Source organism: Thalassobacterium sedimentorum (assembly GCF_031127905.1).
GTDB lineage: Bacteria > Verrucomicrobiota > Verrucomicrobiia > Opitutales > Coraliomargaritaceae > Thalassobacterium > Thalassobacterium sedimentorum.
The window spans coordinates 15337-35328 of the sequence record NZ_JARXIC010000034.1; the positions used below are offsets into that span (position 1 = coordinate 15337).

13 protein-coding genes are annotated in these 19992 nt (G+C 48.1%); 7 read left to right on the forward strand and 6 right to left on the reverse strand.

What is annotated here, in order from left to right; genetic code table 11:
• Positions 1-143: 143 nt before the first annotated feature.
• Positions 144-1250, forward strand: a complete 1107-nt coding sequence (locus tag QEH59_RS15410) for a PAS domain-containing sensor histidine kinase (RefSeq protein WP_308986275.1) — start codon at positions 144-146, stop codon at positions 1248-1250.
• Between the two features lie 303 nt (positions 1251-1553).
• Here the strand turns inward: QEH59_RS15410 and QEH59_RS15415 are convergent, their stop codons facing one another.
• The 3 genes from QEH59_RS15415 to QEH59_RS15425 all read right to left on the reverse strand — a co-directional run bounded on the left by QEH59_RS15415 (position 1554) and on the right by QEH59_RS15425 (position 5360).
• The gene (locus tag QEH59_RS15415) at positions 1554-4205 is read right to left on the reverse strand and encodes a right-handed parallel beta-helix repeat-containing protein (protein ID WP_308986276.1); all 2652 of its coding nucleotides are present in this window, start codon (positions 4203-4205) and stop codon (positions 1554-1556) included.
• 301 nt (positions 4206-4506) lie between these two features.
• Positions 4507-5088: an FUSC family protein gene (locus QEH59_RS15420; protein WP_308986277.1), complete on the reverse strand. Its 582-nt coding sequence runs from the start codon at positions 5086-5088 to the stop codon at positions 4507-4509.
• A gap of 62 nt (positions 5089-5150) precedes the next feature.
• Positions 5151-5360, reverse strand: coding sequence for a RidA family protein (locus tag QEH59_RS15425; protein WP_308986278.1), 210 nt, complete (start codon positions 5358-5360; stop codon positions 5151-5153).
• Positions 5361-5750: 390 nt separating this feature from the next.
• Here QEH59_RS15425 and QEH59_RS15430 point away from each other — a divergent pair, with 390 nt between their 5' ends.
• From QEH59_RS15430 to QEH59_RS15440, 3 genes are all read left to right on the forward strand, one after another.
• Positions 5751-7502 carry a sensor histidine kinase gene (locus tag QEH59_RS15430; protein WP_308986279.1) on the forward strand — a complete coding sequence of 584 codons (1752 nt, stop codon included), beginning with the start codon at positions 5751-5753 and terminating at the stop codon, positions 7500-7502.
• 26 nt (positions 7503-7528) lie between these two features.
• Positions 7529-8098 carry a peroxiredoxin-like family protein gene (locus tag QEH59_RS15435; RefSeq protein ID WP_308986280.1) on the forward strand — a complete coding sequence of 190 codons (570 nt, stop codon included), beginning with the start codon at positions 7529-7531 and terminating at the stop codon, positions 8096-8098.
• Between the two features lie 76 nt (positions 8099-8174).
• Positions 8175-8621, forward strand: coding sequence for a DUF5069 domain-containing protein (locus tag QEH59_RS15440; protein ID WP_308986281.1), 447 nt, complete (start codon positions 8175-8177; stop codon positions 8619-8621).
• 137 nt (positions 8622-8758) lie between these two features.
• On the opposite strand, the gene QEH59_RS15445 is transcribed toward QEH59_RS15440, so the two are convergent.
• Entirely contained in the window at positions 8759-9460 is a 702-nt protein-coding gene (locus QEH59_RS15445) for a DUF6515 family protein (RefSeq protein WP_308986282.1), read from the reverse strand.
• Between the two features lie 189 nt (positions 9461-9649).
• Entirely contained in the window at positions 9650-10879 is a 1230-nt protein-coding gene (locus QEH59_RS15450; protein WP_308986283.1) for a uracil-xanthine permease family protein, read from the reverse strand.
• Between the two features lie 181 nt (positions 10880-11060).
• Here QEH59_RS15450 and QEH59_RS15455 point away from each other — a divergent pair, with 181 nt between their 5' ends.
• From QEH59_RS15455 to QEH59_RS15465, 3 genes are all read left to right on the forward strand, one after another.
• A complete protein-coding gene (locus QEH59_RS15455; protein ID WP_308986284.1) occupies positions 11061-11870 on the forward strand; it encodes an outer membrane protein OmpK in 810 nt (269 codons plus the stop codon).
• Positions 11871-11909: 39 nt separating this feature from the next.
• Positions 11910-13235, forward strand: coding sequence for an NCS2 family permease (locus QEH59_RS15460; protein ID WP_308986285.1), 1326 nt, complete (start codon positions 11910-11912; stop codon positions 13233-13235).
• A gap of 149 nt (positions 13236-13384) precedes the next feature.
• Positions 13385-14179 (forward strand): transglutaminase domain-containing protein, encoded by a 795-nt coding sequence (locus QEH59_RS15465; protein ID WP_345785354.1) that lies wholly within the window; start codon positions 13385-13387, stop codon positions 14177-14179.
• A gap of 73 nt (positions 14180-14252) precedes the next feature.
• Here the strand turns inward: QEH59_RS15465 and QEH59_RS15470 are convergent, their stop codons facing one another.
• Positions 14253-19721 carry a lamin tail domain-containing protein gene (locus QEH59_RS15470; protein WP_308986287.1) on the reverse strand — a complete coding sequence of 1823 codons (5469 nt, stop codon included), beginning with the start codon at positions 19719-19721 and terminating at the stop codon, positions 14253-14255.
• Positions 19722-19992: the final 271 nt, after the last annotated feature.

The window sequence follows — 19992 nt, forward strand, 5'->3', positions numbered from 1 at the left end:
GAGCAAAGCTCCGTAAGCAGTTCCTGCGGAGAGCAATAATAAGAGAATGCCTAAAATAGCAGCATATGCTTGATCACATCTACAATCTTGCGCGGATCTCATTCTCCGTTACCGTTTAATATTCTCGCCCCCCAGCATTACCAATGTCCACCTCAAGCAAACCGCCCTTTTTCAACTTATCCGAGGACGTTGCAATTCAAGGCTACAACGAGTGCCATGAAGTCGTCTACTGGAACCGCGCGAGTGAGCGACTCTACGGCTATCCCCGCCAAGAGGCACTGGGTCAGACGCTGGAAAATCTAATTATTCCTGAAGCCATGCAAAATAAGGTCCGCAGTGAAATTGACGCATGGCTGGCAACTGGCGTGCCTCCACTGGGCGGCTTTCTAAAATTAAAGAAAAAAGACGGCAGTCTGATTAAAGTGCATTCAAGCCACATTTTCACACGTAACGAAGACGATTCAGTCACGATGTATTGTATCGATTTGGTAGCCGAACAAGCGACTGGCTTACCCTCGGTTTTCTCGGCAGGCGTAGATCTAAAAGAAAATCCACGCAGCCAGGTATATTCATGCCTCTCGCACGAGTTCCGCACACCCTTGAATGCTATCACAGGCTATTCAGACCTATTACGGATGAGCGAAGAAACGGAGGACAAGAAAGAACTGCTGGAGCAAATGAATCGCTCAGCCTACCGGCTCTTGGCCACCTTTCAACACGTCCTATTTTTGCTGGCTTGGTCCCGTGGCGACGTCCGCCCTCAGAAAATGCCAGTGTGCATTTTCGAAATTGTCATCGATTCAATCCGAAGCATGAGCGAAGCGGCTGCCATCGAGGAAGTACAGATTGAATTAAAAGACAACAATAACTACAACGCCCACGTAATGAGCGATAGTGACTTCCTCACACAAACTGTTTATGCGATCCTGATGGCAGCAGTATCGGCCTCTTCTAGAAAGGAATCGATCTCCGTGGAGATTAGGGACCATGCCGACGGCAGTCACATTTTACTCGATATTCGCGATAAAGGGCAACACGTCGATGCCGAAGCTTTACTCTCTCTATTCAGCGGACAACCCCCGCTGGTTCATCCACTGAGACAGGAAAGCCACGGGCAAGTGCTCTTCCTACCAGTGGCCCGAGACCTCGCAGTCAAACTGGGAGCCATGTTCACGATGGAACAAATCAAGGAGGGCGGCAATCGATATTTACTTTCTCTCCCCCGTGTTTCTCCGACACAAACTGATTGAAGGCCGAGTATTAGAGCCCACCCAGTAAAACTAAAGCGGCCACGCCTGCGAAGGTTATCCTCTCAGTAAGCTTTCAAAGTTTATCCGCCTGACTTTCAAATTCCTGCTTGAGCCTTTCGATCGCTGCGACCGGATTTGCCCTCGCACGCTGGGACGAGGCTTTTAGTGACTCAGTGAAGGCAATACGTCGGCCTCCTAAATTTCACTAGCGCAGCTCAGTATCCCTCTGCTCGATCAAATTGATATAATGCACAATACCGAATAGGAAATATCATGGTAAAAAAAGGGAGCAGCTAAGCGCCACTAACGATAGATTGGAATATTACGTAAATAACTACCATTGGAAGCACTCGGATTTACATTAATCAGAAATGCGGGTACTGAAGTAGATTGAGCAGTGCTAGGCAAGACACCGAGAAAAGCCCCCCAACTATTGATCTCAGTACTGAGGTTGGCTGGAAGTGGGCCCGTATTTACCTTAAAAACTTCTTCTAGTGCGAGATCACTTTCACTAACAACAGCTGTATTAATTTCGATATCAGCGGCATCAATCGCAGCAAAAGGCACGCTAAAGACCGGATCATTAAACTGCTTAGTATACAAAGCATTGTATCGGTAGAAATTAATCCGATGAGCTCCAGCAAGCTTCTTGTTAGATGTCACAGCGATTTCTAAACCGGTATAGTTCGGCTCGAAATCACCGACCGCAATCTGGTCCCATGGATAATTATTACTCGAACCACCAGGATTCGTTAAATAAGCTCCATCCACTGCAGGCTTGAAGAATAGAATCGGATAAGCGGTGAGACTTGCATCTTCGGCGTACACCCCTGCAACTTCGTCGACACTAGTCGTTACGTCGAGGTTCCCAGCAGAAATCGACTGCAGTTTGTATGGAATATCTTCGGTAATTTCGAGCCAACCTGTATCTGTAGGCTTACGGTAACGAATCGTATAATCATTGTCACCAAACACACTGTCAAATATAACAGCGACCTCATCGTAACCATCATCACCACTGGCATCGATTCTAAAATTACCGACGGTAATATCGATCATCTTTTTTCCCATATTCGGAGCCAGTTTGATAATATGGTCAGATAAAATAAACTCATCATCTTTGGCAAAGCCACGGCGAAAGATATAGATCGGGTATTTGCCTTCACTGTCCGCGTAACTAGGAATTGCCGCAATCTCAGCTTCTTCATCGATGTGAATATGTCCTTTACCAGGAAGCATATTACCGCCTGCAATGCGCTCCCAAGGAGCGGTACTGCGCCCACAGCGATCAAGCTCATTCCCCCATTGATCATAGATGATAATTGAATAGTAATGGGTGGTGTCTTCATATTCATTAAGCGTTGAATTGGCCTCATTCCAAATGACTGCAATCTCATCACCTGGTGAATCGTCAACATAGTTTGCGAAAGCAATGTCCTTGGGAGTCGCCCCACTTGCATACATATCACTTAAATTACGAACCAAAGGATCTACACTCGTGTCGACTGCAAGTGATGCGGCATTGACAACTTGTGCAGTGAAGCTTGCGCGAGTCGGTTCATTGAGCGTGACCACACCACTGGTGGTCACATGGAATAACTTGTCCGAATCGTCAATCGATTCATAAATAGCATTGCCCCCATCATTCTGGTAGCGGCAATAGTCCTTGTACGCGGTATAATCCTCCTGCTTAGACCACAGTTCGACAATAATGGGATCAATACTAATGTTGTTTTCAACGTGATGCCCAATAGTATGATAAAGAACACAGTGAATCGCGACATGCACATCCGTGTCCGCATCAAATGTATTATCTATGATATCACAATAGTTACCATTAATTTTGATACCAATTCTGCAATCATTGAATGTATTGTTTTCAATATAAATATCATAAGCAAGGCTGCGACCTTCCAGAGACATATCCTTAATATCAGAAACCCCCATACGTGCAGCCACATCCACAGCAATTTTGTGCTGTGTGAAATCGTTATAATCAATCCGAATATTATGCGGCGCGACTTCGCGAATATCCTTATTTTCTCCTGTATTTCTAAAAAGCGATATCGCGGTTTGATGGGTTGTTTGTAAATGACTGTAAGTCCGCTGCACGAAGTCATTATTTGTAATAACATATTGACTACATGAGTCGATCACCACGTCACCAAAGGACTGAATTTTGTTGTTTACCGCATTATCCCGAAAATAATTATCATTTATCACCCAATTTTGAGAATTATATTCTGCATAAATCGCACCAGAAAAATTTTCGGTCAGCGTATTGTCATAAATATAACCATTAAGACCACGTGGATAGATCGCCCACTTGCAGCGTTGGATGATAAGATCTGTCAGTAGAATCTGTCGCTGGTGCCCATGCGCAGTCGCGACGCCATGCTTGAAGCCTCGAATGGTTAAATTATGAATTTTACTACCACTGGTAGGCGCCGACGGCAACGTGGGCTGATCAATTGCAACTGGAACCGATGTGGATGACGGTTGCTCAACTTGAAAGCATATAAAATTGGGCCACACAGTCGCATCCAGGACATACCCGCCGGAATCACGCGAATTAATGTAGTAGTCCTCTAATCCAATCCCCGTTTCAGCTGTGGTGACATCAATCACACAATTGTTACCATCGACGACGATATCACTATTCGCGATAATCTCAAAAAGAACAGTCGGCGCCCCGGATGCCGGGAGTGTCGGTGCCCAGTCCACTGCCCCAGGAGGCGTTGCAAATGTGACACTTTGATCAATGATAAAGCTTTTAATTAAGTGACCATCGGCATCATACCAGTCCGACCACTTTGTCGTATCCCAAGGATCAAAAGCAGTATCAATAAAGCTAATGTTTTCGGAAATTTTCTTTCCGACCGCATGGAGATTGGCTGCTGCAAACAATGTCAGGCCAACTAGACACATGTGCGCGAGGCGAAAGCGTGTAATCATAAACAATCTGTATGGAGTGAGAATCGAATGGAATCAGCTATACCGATGAATATGAACAAAGCAATTACAACTAAATTTAGAGTAATTACTATAAATTTAGTTGTTTTTTCATAAAACTCTCAACAGACATCTTACGCACATAGAAATCCCGCAAAGCTACCAAAGAAAACTCGCGCATAAGATAGACAGAAATTTGACTGGTATCTCCTCAGGCTGGAGTACTCTCTCTCTCACAAGTTCAAACTATTTGCAAATTAGTATCACGCCAGAAGATACCAATCCCCAGTTCTAAACAGGCCAGTCAACTAGCATCATCTCGAGCAGCTCTCTTTTTACCGCTCAGATCCGAAAGAGGTAGACGCAAGCTCCCAGGTTTCTTATGATCTGGATCCTCTTCTGGCCACACTTCAGTGACGATGACTGCAATACAAGTACCGGTCGCCGACTCAAGGAAACGAAGCAAGGCATTCATATAGGGTGTAATATGAGGATCAATCACCGTTGAAACCATCATAATTGCAATCGTGATACAGGCTAAACGCGCATAATTCGGAACCCCGAAGCCTCCACAGACCAGAACGGATGCTACGATAGTGGCGCACATGCCAAGCGGATGAAAAGGCAGAAAAGTCAGGTACACTGCGGCGAAAGTCGCCCCGATAAAAGTACCAACCATGCGTAGCAATGCGGTTTGCCAAGCATCCTTCCGATTAGGTTGCAAAACAATCAAAGTCGAAATCAAGGCCCACAAGCCTCCAACATGAGACACCTCCCCCATCAAAGGAATACTTAAATAATAACCACCATAGTAGGCAGGCAGACAGGTTATAAACCTCCGTATCGCAAAACGTAGGGTGCGGTGCTTGTATTGGTAACGAATCACAATAGGGCTCTAAAATCTAATTAATCTGAAAATATGCATCGAATTAAACGCACTAGCACAAACTATGCTAGAATGACCAAGGCATGGATGATGCAAAATAGATTCGATCCTGCCCGGAGAAGCAAACGATCCAATTTCTCAAGCATAGTCTGCATTTGTTCAGAAATGTCTTTGATCGCATTTTCGCAAACCTGACCACACAAATAAACTGCATCATTGCGAATAACGATACGGCTCATACGTTGCTTTGTGTCTTGTCGCTGAATCTTCATGCGACGCAGTCAAGCATACTTAGAAAAATAAAAAAGGCCAATCCGCCCCTATAGCATAAATTTGCGTCATTCGAGACATTCTCCAATCTCATCACCAAATGACTGACCGCCTGATCTGCCATTAGCCAGACACACAACTTAACACAATAAGTAGCCTCCGGCGTCCCGGAAACTAGTTTGCGAATTGGCATAATTCACCATGCGCTCGCAGGTCTCCAAACGAAGAGGCGGTAGCCCTCTAATTGAAGCCTAGATAAAACTTCCGCATCGGCCCCATCGATGCCCGATGGGGCAATTGGCAAGCATTGACAACAGAGGACTACCGTACAAGTTAAGAATAAAAAACTCTCGATCTTTAAAACCGCCACAAATGGGGACAGAGAAGCTCTATTGTTAATTGAGTCGCAGCGATACAATCGACAACAGCATCAAGCATCCACCGAAGCACTGCCCTACAGCCAATTGAACTATCAACACCAAAGTAAAGAAGCGCTCATCCAGCAGCTCGACAGGCTGAAGCAAGCACACAAGGCTTTACAGGTTTCCCATGAAGCAGCCAAGCATGAGCTCGCATCCACCCAACAGGTCCTGAATGAAAGCCAACGCAAATATCATTTACTCACACACAACAGTGTCGAAGTCGTTTGGGCATTAGACAACAACTATAAGCTCAGCTACATCAGCCCATCAATCCAACAACAACGAGGAATCAATCCTCGAGAAGCTCTAAACGAAACCATTGAGGCCAGCATGCCTCCACATTCGCAAAAACTGTTCCTGAACAGCCTCATAAAGCATAAAACGAATGCCCAGACACAAACACCTCCGCTACAGCTGGAACTGGAACAGTATCATGCAGAGGGACGTTTGATATGGGTCGAGATGCGAATACAATTACAGCGTAATCAACAGGGAACCATCATTGGCTTTGTCGGAAATTCTCGGGATATCACGTCTCGCAAAAAATCCGAACAGGCAAAAATGGAAATAGCGAAACGTTATGAGACCTTAATCGCTAAAGTCCCAGTAGGGATTTATGTACTTGGTCAAGGAAGTCAGGGCCAAATGGAATTTAAATATGTTAGTGATCGTTGGTGTGAGATCCACAAGATCAGTCGCGAGGAAGCGATGAAAGGGCTTTCCTATGTAAATAAGAGAATACACGAAGATGACATTGAGCAATTTCATTTGCTCAACGAGGAAGCGATACGTCATCGAAAAAAATTCACTTGGGAGGGGCGTATGATGAGCGGAAATGAGCTACGCTGGTTTCGCATAGAATCCACGCCGATCTCTTACAAGAACAACGATCATGAATGGTTTGGAGTCGCCAAAGATATTACGTTGCGCAAACAAGCGGAAAATGCACTCCGTGAGCGCGAAATACAACTGCGCGAACTCAATGCTCAAAAGGACAAATTCTTCTCCATCATTGCCCATGATCTAAGGAGTCCATTCAGTGGCATCCTAGGATTCAGCGAGCTACTGACGACACAGATAAATGAAGGAAACTACGATGACATACATGAATATGCATCAATCATTGAAAAATTATCCAAGCAGTCTATAAACTTGTTGACCAATCTACTCGAGTGGGCAGGTGCCCACACAGGGCGTGCACAGTTTGAGCCCCAACAGCTTGAGCTCAAAGCTGAAATTGAAACTAACAAGCAGCTTTTTGATGCCATAGCAGGACAAAAATCAATCAGTATTCACAATGATGTCCCCTCAGGATTAATGGTTTATGCGGATAAGCAAATGATCAGCACAGTACTGAGAAATCTAATTTCCAATGCACTTAAGTTTACTGAACATGGAGGTAAAATCACCTTATCTGCCATTCAGGAAGGCGAATCTGTAATCACATCTGTCCACGACAACGGAGTGGGAATACAAGCCAATAGATTGGACAAACTATTCCGAATCGATGAGGCAGAATCAACGCCAGGCACCAATAAGGAATACGGAACCGGACTAGGCTTATTGCTTTGCAAGGAATTCATCGAGCAGCACGGAGGCAACATCTGGGCCGAGAGTGAACTCAAAAGCGGGTCCACATTTTATTTTACACTATCCACAACGAGTCCAGCCCAACTAAGCCGATCGACCTCCCCCCAAGAAATGTTGTTTTACGGGGAATAGATTGAACGATTAGGCCTCGCATCCAGATGTTAAAACAATCTATATGCGCCTACGTCTATTTACTATTAACTGCCTTCGCACCTCTACTGGCCAACGCGGCTCCCAGTGATCCACGCGACGTGAACCCGATCGAGGTCGGCAGCGCGTTACCCGAAGCGCAAATCACCAATGCCCAAGGTACCACCGTTTCCATACGTGAAATCGCTGGCGCTCAAAAAAGCATCCTCATATTCTACCGTGGTAGTTGGTGCCCTTATTGCACGAAGCACCTCGCCTCAATCGGACAACATGAACAAGCCATCCTAAAAAAAGGTTACCAAATCATCGCCATATCACCAGATCAACCGGAGGCGACTCGCAACTATATCGATAAGTCAGACCTCAACTACAGTGTTTATTCTGACTCTACAATGGCGGCCACCAAAGCATTTGGTCTTGCATTTGAATGGGAAAATCAAAAAAGCAATCGCACAGAACTGCGACCGGTCCCTGCAGTTTTCATCACCGATGCAGCAGGTCGAATTCGCTTTCGTCACTTTGATCCAAACTACCGCGAGCGTCTCTCACCCGAGGCACTCCTGAAAGCCTTGGACTAAATGCCAAGCAAGTGGCTAGTGATTAAAAAACGTCCGTCCACTGGAATAATTCTGCAGCTCGTGTAACTTACAGGCTATGACAACAACACTCACTCATTCTCTCGACCTATCTCAGACGTATCCACGTAGTCCACGCGCGAAGCTGGGAGGCTTTGTCACTGCGGCTCGCACACTGGACAAATGCCGTGCAGTGATCGCTGGAACTGAAGGTGAATACCACTACAATTGCCCACTCGATCAAATATTCTTTGAATTTTCGGGTATCGATCCGGAGGCATTCAAAGCCTTTGTGGCGACAGATGCTGACGACGCCTCAGTTGCCAATTGGATCAAAGAAAACGGAAAATCGCACTCGCAAGAGGAAATCATTCTTTGGAACAATAGCTTACGTTACAAGAGAATCAGCGAAATGCCCGCCAAGCTACAAGTGTTCCTGGAAGACTATATTGATGAAGTGGTGCCTGCAGGTAAAATTGTTTACTACTGGTTTGATGTCTACGACATCGAGGAAGAACGTATCTAGACACAAACAATCAAATGTATCACTCTTTATAATAATATAAAAGTTCAAGACCTGCGCCCATCAGTCAATGATGGGCGCAGTTGTGCTCAATCTAGATACTCAGTAAAATAAATCGTACTGACACAGCTCAGGCCTACTCAAGACCAAGGCACTGGTACTACTTTATAACCATCTGGAGTCTTACGAAATAGGACCCCATCCACATCGAAGTATTCAATATCTTGGTGCCAAATCACACTGGCATCTTCAGGCAGAGTTTTAGTTAAGGCGCCGAGTGGCATTTCAACCCAAACCAAACCCTCTGGCGTATTACGGAAAAATTGCCCCCCGCGCAGCAGCAATTCCTGTTCGCCCAGCCATACAGAACACTCTGGCGTTACAGGTGCAGTGGCCGTGGCCACAACTGGCGATTGTTGTACAATCGTAACGGGAGGCTCAACCACAATGTAGCCATTGGGTGCCTGTCTGTAATAAACATTATTGTAGCAATAATAAACATACCCTTTATTCACGACACGGGTATGCCCTGGTGGCAGACTATGAATCACAGCACCCCGTGGTGCCTTGGTCACCACATAACCATGCTTAGTATGCTTATAATAAACACCGTTATTATATCGAAAACTAAAATTACCGACTTGAATCGATATGGAGCCCGAAGGCGGCTGTATGCCTACAAAGGCACCGATCACAGGACCATGCGATGAGCCAGGACCTTTCGCCGCAGCGTGGGGCTGAGGCGCATGATGTTTAGCCGCACTCAAAGACACTGGCGATGCCGCAGTGAGAACAGATAAACCAACTAGAGACGCATATTTAGAGAGTGGATGTATTTTCATTTTCACATATTTGGTTTCAGCTTGAAATCGCAGGCTGCTCCTAAAAGTTGCAAAAAAATCCCCACAGCACCTCTCGTTCGGCTGGAATTTCCGATGTATATGAAGCTGACTACAGCAACTAAACAGTTGACGCACAGCGCAATCAGATCTCAGGCGCTCCAGCCACTCACTATATTCAACCAGCGCCACTTACGTCCGCGGAAGCAGCAAGTTCAAAGCAATGCCCACGACAGCGCCGAGTCCAATGCCCCCAAGTGAGACAAAGCCAAAATCCAGTGTCATCCCCCCGATGGCACAGACCAATATAACCGAACTAATGATAAGATTCCTGGGATTGTTATAATCGACCTGATGATCCGCGATGGTCTGTATACCAATACTGGCGATAATGCCAAAGAGCAAAATGAGCACACCTCCAATCACCGGGACCGGGATCGTCGCGAGTAAACCACCGAGCTTCCCCACAAATGCCAATATGATAGCAAAAATGGCGGCCCAAGTCATGATCGCGGGATTAAATGACTGGGTAATTTTAACAGCACCTGTAACTTCAGAATAAGTGGTATTGGGCGGCCCACCCAGTGCCGCTGCCAAGCTGGTGGCGACACCGTCCCCCAGCAGTGTATTCTTAAGACCCGGTTTTTTAAGATAATTCTCTTTGGTCGCGCTGCTAATCGCAAGCATGTCGCCGAGATGCTCAACTGCAGGTGCAATCGCAATGGGGAGCATATAAAGAATGGCTTCCAGATTAAACTGCGGCGCAGTGAATGCGGGCACGGCAAGCCATGGCGCCTGCAGACAAGCCGAAAAGTCCACTACATCTAAAATCGAGGAAAGCGTGTAGCCGGCAAAAATGCCACATAGTACCGGTAATAATTTAAACATGCCGCGCCCTTTAAGGATCACCCAGATAGTGACCAGTAAAGAACACATTGAAATCGCCATAGCTTGCGGCAGAGGCACCAAGGTAATGGAACCGTCCCCCGTCTTCCCCAGTGCCATATTCACGGCAACCGGTGCCAGAATGAGACCAATCGTAATAATAACAGGTCCGACAACCACAGGTGGTAGAATGTAATGCAACCAGTCTGCACGACGTAAACGCACCACAAAACTGAGTAAAATATAAAACACACCCGCAGCAACGAGGCCCGATAATGTTGCCGGCAAGCCCCACGTTTGCACGCCATGAATAATTGGGGCTATGAACGCAAAAGAAGATGCCAGAAAAATTGGTGGCACATTCTGACGATTGATACACTGAAAAACCAATGTACCGATACCGGCGGTAAAGAGCGCCACATTGGAATCCAATCCAGTCAGAATCGGCACGAGAACTAAGGCACCAAAGGCCACAAATAAAAACTGTAAGCCGATAATACTGTCTCTGAGACGAAAATGATAGTCAGTAGCTGCCATAAGGCGGCATCATTTGCCGCTCAAGGCCACGAGCGAGTCAAAAAATACGAAACAAGTAACGAAAAGCGCCGCTTGTCGCACGATTCGTGCTACTAATAGATCACACACACATTTCAACTACTTCAAGGGCGTTCGTAAATAGCATTTGATTCACAAGCGGGATTCGATGCTTTGCCTGCCCATGAAAACCCTACAGAGACTCATTCAAATAGCCACTCTCATCAATTTGCTCTCTATTTCGCACACATTGCAGGCGGAAGCGCTTCCCACGCAGGGAGACTCGAATCAATGGACTTCGAAATGGATTCTCTGGCAGGACTTCAGCTTAAGCTACTTAAATGGTGACAACTACCGCGTCGACCCTGACAGGCAACAAACAGTGAGCTTTGAACATGTCAGCGAATGGAGAATCGGCGACAGTTTCCTATTCATCGATTACCTCGATTATTTGGATACAGACGAAGAAGAATCTGCTTTCTACGGAGAATTCTCGCCACGCTTAAGTCTAGGAAAAGTTACCGACTACGACTGGAGCCTAGGGCCTATCGACGACCTGTTATTGGCAAGCACCTACGAATTCGGCGAGGGTGACGTGGAAAGTTTGCTATATGGCATCGGAATCGACCTCAGCTTTCCTGGCTTCGATTACTTTCACTTAAACCTCTACTATCGCGATCCGCAAAACAATGGCTCGCGTGGTTGGCAATTGACCCCCTGCTTCGGCTACACATTTCCCGTCGGAAAATCAGAAATCCTGATTGATGGCTATATTGATTATGTTTTCGCCTCAGAAAATTCCAACTACCATACCAACCTACACATTAATCCACAGATAAAGTACAATCTCGGCAAATTACTCTGGGATGAATCTCATCGTTTATACGTTGGGGTCGAATATGACTATTGGACAAATAAATACGGGATCAAAGACAGTAATGCCTTCCGCACCGATCAGAATACTTACAGCTTACTACTCAAATATCATTTCTAATCTTCCCATCACAATGCAGCAAACACCAAGCAGAAAAACATGCTAAAATTTTTTCAATTCGAAGCACACAAGACCAACCTCAGAACGGAGCTCATTGCTGGTCTCACCACCTTCACTGCGATGGCATACATCTTGGTCGTCAACCCGATGTTATTGGGTAACGCAGGTATGGATCCTCAAGCAGTAATGATAGCAACGGCAATTGCCGCAGCTATCGGATGTTTTTTAATGGCTTTCCTAGCTAATTATCCAATTGCCCTCGCCCCGGGAATGGGGACCAATGCCTATTTCGCATTCATTATTGTATTGGGAATGGGGATTCCATGGCAGGGGGCCTTAAGCCTCACCTTCTGGAACGGCATCATCTTTCTGCTACTATCCGCGTCCGGGATCCGTAAGCAAATTATCGACGCGGTGCCCAAAGGCTTACAGGTCGGCATTCAAGCGGGCATCGGTTTCTTCATCGCATTGCTAGGCCTCAAAGCCGCAGGTTTAGTGCAGGCCAGTCCCGCGACCATCATAACACATGGAGACTTCAGTAATCCTGTTGTATTGCTGGGATTAGGCGGCTTATTTGCCATTTGCATTCTGACGGTTTGGCGCATCCCTGGAGCCATCATTATCAGTATGCTTGCACTTGCGATCAGTGGTTTATTCATACTGACCCCGGAAAGCACTGCGCAGACCCCGACAATGATCACTACGATCCCAGAGAATTTCTTCGCACTGCCCTCCGGACTGGGTGAAACATTCTTACAACTCGATTGGTTGTACCCGTTCAAAAATTTTGCATCATTGCAAGTGCTCTTCGTATTGCTGATCCTAGATTTATTTGATTCAGTCGGTACAATCATCGGTCTCTCGCGCCGCGCAAAGCTATTGGATGAAAACGAGCAATTACCTCGAGCCAATCGTGCCCTAAGCGCAGATGCCATGGCCTCCATATGCGGAGCCCTATTAGGCACTTCGACCACTACCTCTTACGTAGAATCGGCAGCCGGAATCGAAGCTGGAGGACGCACTGGGTTCACCAGTGTTGTGGTGGGTCTTTGCTTTCTAATCGCAATTTTTTGCTATCCAATGATCGCAGCTATACCTGCAATTGCAACTGCGCCAGCTTTGATTTTTGTCGGTCTATTAATGGGCGAAGGCCTACGACATGTTCCTTATGAAGAATACACCGAACGCGTAACAGCCATCTTAACTGCAATCACAATTCCACTCTTCTTCAGCGTAACGCACGGCATCGCCATTGGCTTCTTACTCTACATCTTTCTACGAGTCACCAGTGGCAAAGCCAGACAACTGCACTGGATGACTTATGCAATTGGTGCCATGTTTGTACTCTTTTATATCGTCGAGTGACACATGCCCCCCGCAAGACAAGCCACAGCGTTAACCGAATCGATAGCGATTCGGAAATAAAGCTTTAATGATTCATAAAATATGCCGTCGCACATTGCTATATCAACCGAACAGCCCATAATAGACATTTCTTAAACAATCATTAGAATATGTGGATCCACGCAAGCTGCTCTCTCGATTTCAATATCACAGTGGCGAGTCCATTCCTATTCATGCTACGACCGCGCAGTGGATGGCAGCAATGGGTCGGACGCGAAGAATATGTATTAAGCCCCGGCATTCCGGCAGTCGAGTTTACCGATCCGTTTGGCAACCTCTGCCAACGTCTGATGGCCCCGCCTGGCAAATTTTCGATTCGAACCTCTGTGAATGTTGAGTGCGCCGAAGCATCCGACTCTGCGCCGGGAGCGCACTTTGTGGAAATACAGCAATTACCAGAAGAGACACTGCCTTTCCTACTTCCCAGTCGATTCTGCGAATCGGACCGTTTTAGCCACATGGCAGCATCCATTGTCACCGATCACAATCCTGGCTATGATCAGTGCACAGCCATCGTAGACTATATACGTCGCAGTATACGCTACACACCTGGAGCTGGTATGGACATAGTGAGTGCATGTGAAGTCAATCAACGCTCCGATGCCGTTTGTCGCGACCTCGCTCATTTAGGCATCGCCTGCTGCCGCGCACTTTCAATACCTGCACGCATGGTCGTTGGATATTTAGAAAACCTACACCCGATGGACCTACACGCATGGTTCGAAGCCTATGTCGGTGGCCGATGGTACACCTTCGATCCGACGCAGGACAATTTAACTGGAGGACGCATCGCAATCGCCTATGGACGCGATGCAGCAGATGTGGCCATCTACACACAATTCGGCAATCCGGCGGAACTGCTCGCAATGTCTGTCACAGTCCAACGAATCCAGTCTCCAGCTTAACTCCGATTGTAAACATACACAGTCTGTTAGTTGCTCCAAAGGGGCGTCTCGCTGCTAAGCAGCGTGGGCAACTTTAATTTTGCACGATTCTGATTCGGGCAAACTGCACATCCGTATCGACTAGAGGTGATGACACCTCAACCACCTCAACCTCTCCATCTGTAGCCAAGACCGCGGGCGCGCTCGATGCAGCCGTCCATTCGATCAAGTCGGAACTAAATTCGGCGATGTAGCGGATCCCAAGCCGTGCGGCATCGCTACGACGCAAGAAGCAGATCGTAAACTTAAGTGTCTCTCCCACTTCTTGCAATGACACCACCTCAGAGCCACGCTGCACAAGTCCGCCCTCGCCCAGCTCGAGCGTGACACCAGTGTGATTCACATCCGGATCCAAGCCGAAGGCAAACAAGAGTAAATTAGGTAGCACATTTCCATTTACCGATGCTCCCGTGTCTTCCAGGTCTAATTCTGGATATTGCTCGACCCATGCATGATAAGCCCCGCTGACAATACGTGCAATCGTGCCCGGCGAGCCGATCTCATCCGTATGATTCGCGGCCTGAAAGGCACCATTCTCCCCCAGAGAACTGAGCTGTGAGATGATTGCAACGTTGAGCCCATCCGCATTGTCAAATGTCGCATACGGGCCCGACGCGGAAGCTCCAAAAGCAACATTGGCGCGGCGGACGTTATTCGTATCATACAAATTAACCGCATCTCCGCCCGTGCTCAAGCCAACACCCGAGCCCGAGTAGCCACCGATCTGGAGCCCCGCAGGCAGCTCGCCATCAAACCAGAGATTCGCGAATGCGGTTTTCGCATTCGTGAGATGAGTCACCAGTTCTATAAAGATCACCGACTCGCCGGGCGCGATACTGGTAATTCCCATCAGCGGCACCGCCGCCACAGGCGACTCGGATCCATCATCCATCTTCCAGTCAGTAATATCGACGGTGCGTGCTCCAATATTAGTCACTTCAAACCAATCAGCACCCAGCGGACTGTTACCGCTACTCCACGGAGCCACTTCCGAAATCACCAGCTGCCCCGTAGCAGCCACTCCAGGAGAACCAATTTCATTCACATCATTGACAGCAATAAAGGCCCCCTGATATCCAGCCACACTCAATAGCTCGACATCTCCGGCATCGATCCCTTGCGAATTATCAAAAGTGGAGAATGGTGCCGTAGCAGGTGAAGCCCCAAAAGTCACACTCGCTTGCAAGGCTCCCGTTGCATCATAAAGATGTACCCCATCGCCATTAGAACTCAGCCCGATGCCGGAACCATCATAACTGCCAAGCTGCAACTCAGCAGGAGCACTGTCTCCAAACCACGTAATGAGGAAAAGAGCTTCAGTTGTCGGTAAGTCGTCTGTTTCTAGGAATATCACCGATTCGCCCGCAGCAATCGAACTAATGCCACTCAAAGCGACTGCATTAGCGAAACTACCCGAACCATCATCCATTTTCCAACCAGTGATATCAACCGCCGCCCCACTGGTGTTTGTGAGCTCAAACCAGTCTACCCCGATCGGGCTATCACCGCTCGACCATGGTGCGATCTCGGAGATGATCAATGCAGGAGCTGGCGCAAGCTCCACCACTTGATCCCCCACTTCCAGAGTATACGAAGTGGACACATCAGGATGGCCACCGAGCGAGCTATCAACCACCTCGATCGTCACCGTATAAGACTCCTTTGACTCAAAATCCAAAACTGTGCCGGCCTTTAAGAATAACTCAAAACCGTCGATCTCAAAATAGGCGGTATCCGCGCCGGTGATCATGAACTCATTGCTGCCCAAGCCGTCATCCACGATGACGACGTCTGCCAGTTTCAGCGCAAAAGTGGTGCTGCTATTCTCCAAAATTGAATAAACCGTATTCTCAAGAACCACATCTGTCGGAGCCTGATTCTCCTGAGTCGCCGGCGCATACACCCAGAGTTGCGGATGATCACTATCACCGCCACCGTTCTCACTGACAACATAGAGATTCCCGGCTGCATCCATCGTCAAGCCCTCGTGCTGTTGGTTCGCAACGGATAAAGGATTCCCTAAGTCGGAGGTAATATTCAGTGTGCTCAAGATATTTCCCGCACGGTCGATATTGACGATGCGTGCATCTTCTTGCCCTAACAACAGCAAGTTCCCTTCCTGAGCTTGGCCGCTCATCGCAGGCAAGTTTGACAAGGCAAACACATCCGCGAAATCGGACATGCCAGCCAATGAAGGATCAAACAGATTAACTGAATTCTCGGTCGTAGCCGAACCATTCGACGCAGTGCCGGCATCGAAATCAACAGTCGTGTGAAAAATGCCCATGGGTGAAATCTCCTTCAGACAAATGAAGCCTTCAGTCAGTGGATCATACGACAGTCCTTCAGTCCCCGTGTTATCAACAAAGGTGCCAATTTTTACCGTCTTCGTATCCGCCCGCGACAAAGTAGTGCCTGCAGCGTATGTGAACCGGACCAATTGACGGTCGCGCTCCTCTGCGAATACAAACTCTCCATCGCCAATATATGTGATCCCCTCTGGATCATAAAAGTCGGTGCCCTGAGCACTCGCGCCTAAGGCCATAGTCATAGTATCGATCAACTCCCCGGTCTTAGAGACTTGCGTAATAGAACGACCACCATCGCAAACAATGAAGAGTGTATCCGTATCCCAGTTGTAAGCGACACCAGAGGCCTCTTGCGTCAAAAGATTATGCGCGGGCGTCCCCTCGGGCAAGGCAGTGCGCGTAGGTTCAGGCAGATCATAACGGCCGACACGCACATAGGTAGATAAATCAACAGAGCTCACTCCAGCCACTACCGATACGGTCACTGTATCTGAATCCACACTACCCGCACTATTCGTCACGCGCGCCCAATAGTGAGTATCTTCAGCAAGCACCGAAGTGATGAATGTAGCACTAGTCGCACCAATCACGGGCTGACTAATATCTCCCGACTCTCCGATATACCATTGAACAGTGGGCTGTGGTAAACCTTCGGCACGAACTCTCAATGTCGTGACACCACCACTTGCAATGGTCGTGCTGCCAGGCTGAGCCGCGATGCTCGGTGCCACCGCGTCATCATTAATGATGGTGCCGGTACCACTGGCGTTCTTAATAATGGTGCTTCCAACACTATCCACCAGATTAGACAGAGTGATCACAATCGTCTCATCCGGCTCTGTAATTGCATCTCCATTCACAGGCACATCGATCGACTGCTCGAAAGTGCCCCCAGCCGTAAAGCTCAGTGTTCCCGCGTCTAAAGTTATATAGTCCACCCCAGCACTTGCACTGCCTCCTGTCACGGCATAGTCCACAGTGAATGCGGTATCTGAAACATTACGCACCACTGGCATAGAAAGAACCACCGTTCCCGCATCCCCCTCGGCGACCGAAGCATCTCCGATACTGATCGAGGGAATAATCACACCTTGATTTCCCGGCGAGCCAATTTCGGAAGCGGGCGCAACCGCAGTGAACGTGCCAAAGTTGCTTCCCGTAGCTGCCGTGTAACGTGGACTCTCAGTGCCCGAAGATGGCACCCAGACCAATGCGACGGTCGCATCACCGCCCCCCGCAACACCCGCATGTTCACTGGCTAGGCTCATTTCAGAACCGTCCTCTAGTTCGAAGCCACCGCCCGCATAACTGAAGAAGAAAATTTCATTACCGGCGTCATCAAAGAACGAAACTCCATCGCCCTTCCCCAAGCCCGGCGCTCCAACCGACTGAAAAACTTGCACACTGGCATCCAAGCCCCACCACGCACGAAATACGGCGGGATCAGATTCGGTGAAAATCACAGACTCGCCTGCAGCAATTTGACTGCCCTCCGGCAAGGCCCATGCTTCAGCCGACACCGCAGAACGACCACTATCATGCCAACTATAGCCACTCAGGTCCACGGTGCTGTTCCCAAAGTTTGTCAGTTCCCAATAATCCTCAGCACCGCTAGGCGCACCATCCGACTCGCTGGTCAACACCTCAGTCAGTAATACATTGATCGATAAAACATCTCCATCATCCTCGACCACCAGATCTGCAGTGCCAGAATTCGCGTCGCTGGCAATTGCAGTCACCGTGACGGACTGCGAACCGTCTGGAAAACTATCATCGACTGCCGTGACATCGAAATCTGCCGACGCATGCCCAGCAAGAATGGTCACCGAAACAGGCACACTCGCTTCACCCGCGTCGCTGGAAGTCAGCTCAACTAATAAATCTGTAGTAGTATCCCCACTACGTGTGACGGTTCCTACAGCAGCGGGGTTAGCCGCACTCTCGGCAAAGGTGCTAGGAGACACCACCACACTTAGATCAAAAGCTGGGCCACTACTCCCGGCATCCAATAGTCCACTGCGTCCGGGACTACCGAAATCACTTGCATTGAGCGCAGATTCCGTAGTTGCAAAGGTATATCGCGGCGACTCGCTGCCAAATGCAGGATCGATCACCAAAGATTGAGAATCCAGTGTGCCCCCGGCCGATGGGCCCGCATGTTCACCCGCGGAGCCACTGCCATCAGATAGCGTAAAGCCCCCGGCCTCATAGCTAAAGAAAAAGATTTGATTATCCGCATCATCAAACAAGGCAATGCCATCATCCTTACCGAGCCCCGGTGCGCTAGCATCGCTAAGCACTTGAACACTCTCAGCGATCCCCCACCAATTACGAAACACCGAAGCATCTGCCGCGGTAAAGATGATCGACTCTCCGGATTGAATAAATGTCCCGGCTGGAATGGGAACCACCCCCGCAGTTTCACTATTATCATCCCAAGACCAAGCACCTAGATCGATCGGAAGTAATCCTACATTCGTCAGCTCCCAAAAGTCCTCCCCGGAAGCGTATTCCTGATTGGATAGCAACTCGGTCAAAATCAGAACATCTGCAAAAGTTTGTTCGCTGACAATTCCTGGAGATGCCAGATCGCCCGCATCAATGGTCGATGCACGCGTACCCAAAGTCAGCCCATCGGCATAGGTATAACGCGGCGAATGAATTCCATACCTAGGATCGATCACCAACGATTGAGTTTTTGATAAACCACCAGCTGACAGCCCTGCATGATCCCCCAGAGCCGAACTTCCGTCTGCAAGTGTAAAGCCATCCACATCGTAGTTAAAAAAGAAAACCAACTGATCCTCATCGTCAAACAAGGCGATCCCATCGCCCCCACCCAAGCCGGGTGCATCCGGATCCACAATCACCTGCACACTGGCATCCAAGCCCCACCAAGTGCGAAAAACAGATGCATCCGCCGATGTAAAGATGACCGATTCCCCTGGAGCGATCAGAGTGCCCTGAGGAATTTCAACGACCCCGGGGGTTTGGCTATCATCGTCCCAAGACCAGGCAGATAAATCAACTGCGGCAGTGCCGACATTCGTCAGTTCCCAAAAATCTTCACCTCCAGCAGATTCCTGATTGGATAGTAACTCCGTCAATAAAAGACTTTGAGCAGATAAACCCGCCCCCATAGCTAATGAAGTAGAAACAAGCAATGAACGGCAGATTAGTTGAGTTGAAAACATTGTGATAAAATCGACAAAAGTCGATAAATTGAAGATTAGGTAATGTGTAGTTCAACACCACACCTCGTCATCAATCTACATATATTCAACGCGAAAAGTAGTCAGCGAAGCCCTTGCCAAACGATTTAACATTGGCTCCTCGCAACAGTCACTCAACTGTAACCCAAAGCTCAATTATACCGATTCTCATAATTAATGCGCATGTAGTGGTCTCAAGTAGCGTTTACTGAAGCGCGAATCCACCCATTACCAAATAGGCGTATGACACGGC

Coding starts and splice junctions, on each gene's coding strand:
- QEH59_RS15410 (WP_308986275.1), top strand. CDS start 144: ATGTCCACCTCAAGCAAACCGCCCTTTTTCAACTTATCCGAGGACGTT.
- QEH59_RS15415 (WP_308986276.1), bottom strand. CDS start 4,205: ATGATTACACGCTTTCGCCTCGCGCACATGTGTCTAGTTGGCCTGACA.
- QEH59_RS15425 (WP_308986278.1), bottom strand. CDS start 5,360: ATGAAGATTCAGCGACAAGACACAAAGCAACGTATGAGCCGTATCGTT.
- QEH59_RS15435 (WP_308986280.1), top strand. CDS start 7,529: ATGTTAAAACAATCTATATGCGCCTACGTCTATTTACTATTAACTGCC.
- QEH59_RS15440 (WP_308986281.1), top strand. CDS start 8,175: ATGACAACAACACTCACTCATTCTCTCGACCTATCTCAGACGTATCCA.
- QEH59_RS15445 (WP_308986282.1), bottom strand. CDS start 9,460: ATGAAAATACATCCACTCTCTAAATATGCGTCTCTAGTTGGTTTATCT.
- QEH59_RS15450 (WP_308986283.1), bottom strand. CDS start 10,879: ATGGCAGCTACTGACTATCATTTTCGTCTCAGAGACAGTATTATCGGC.
- QEH59_RS15455 (WP_308986284.1), top strand. CDS start 11,061: ATGAAAACCCTACAGAGACTCATTCAAATAGCCACTCTCATCAATTTG.
- QEH59_RS15460 (WP_308986285.1), top strand. CDS start 11,910: ATGCTAAAATTTTTTCAATTCGAAGCACACAAGACCAACCTCAGAACG.
- QEH59_RS15465 (WP_345785354.1), top strand. CDS start 13,385: ATGTGGATCCACGCAAGCTGCTCTCTCGATTTCAATATCACAGTGGCG.
- QEH59_RS15470 (WP_308986287.1), bottom strand. CDS start 19,721: ATGTTTTCAACTCAACTAATCTGCCGTTCATTGCTTGTTTCTACTTCA.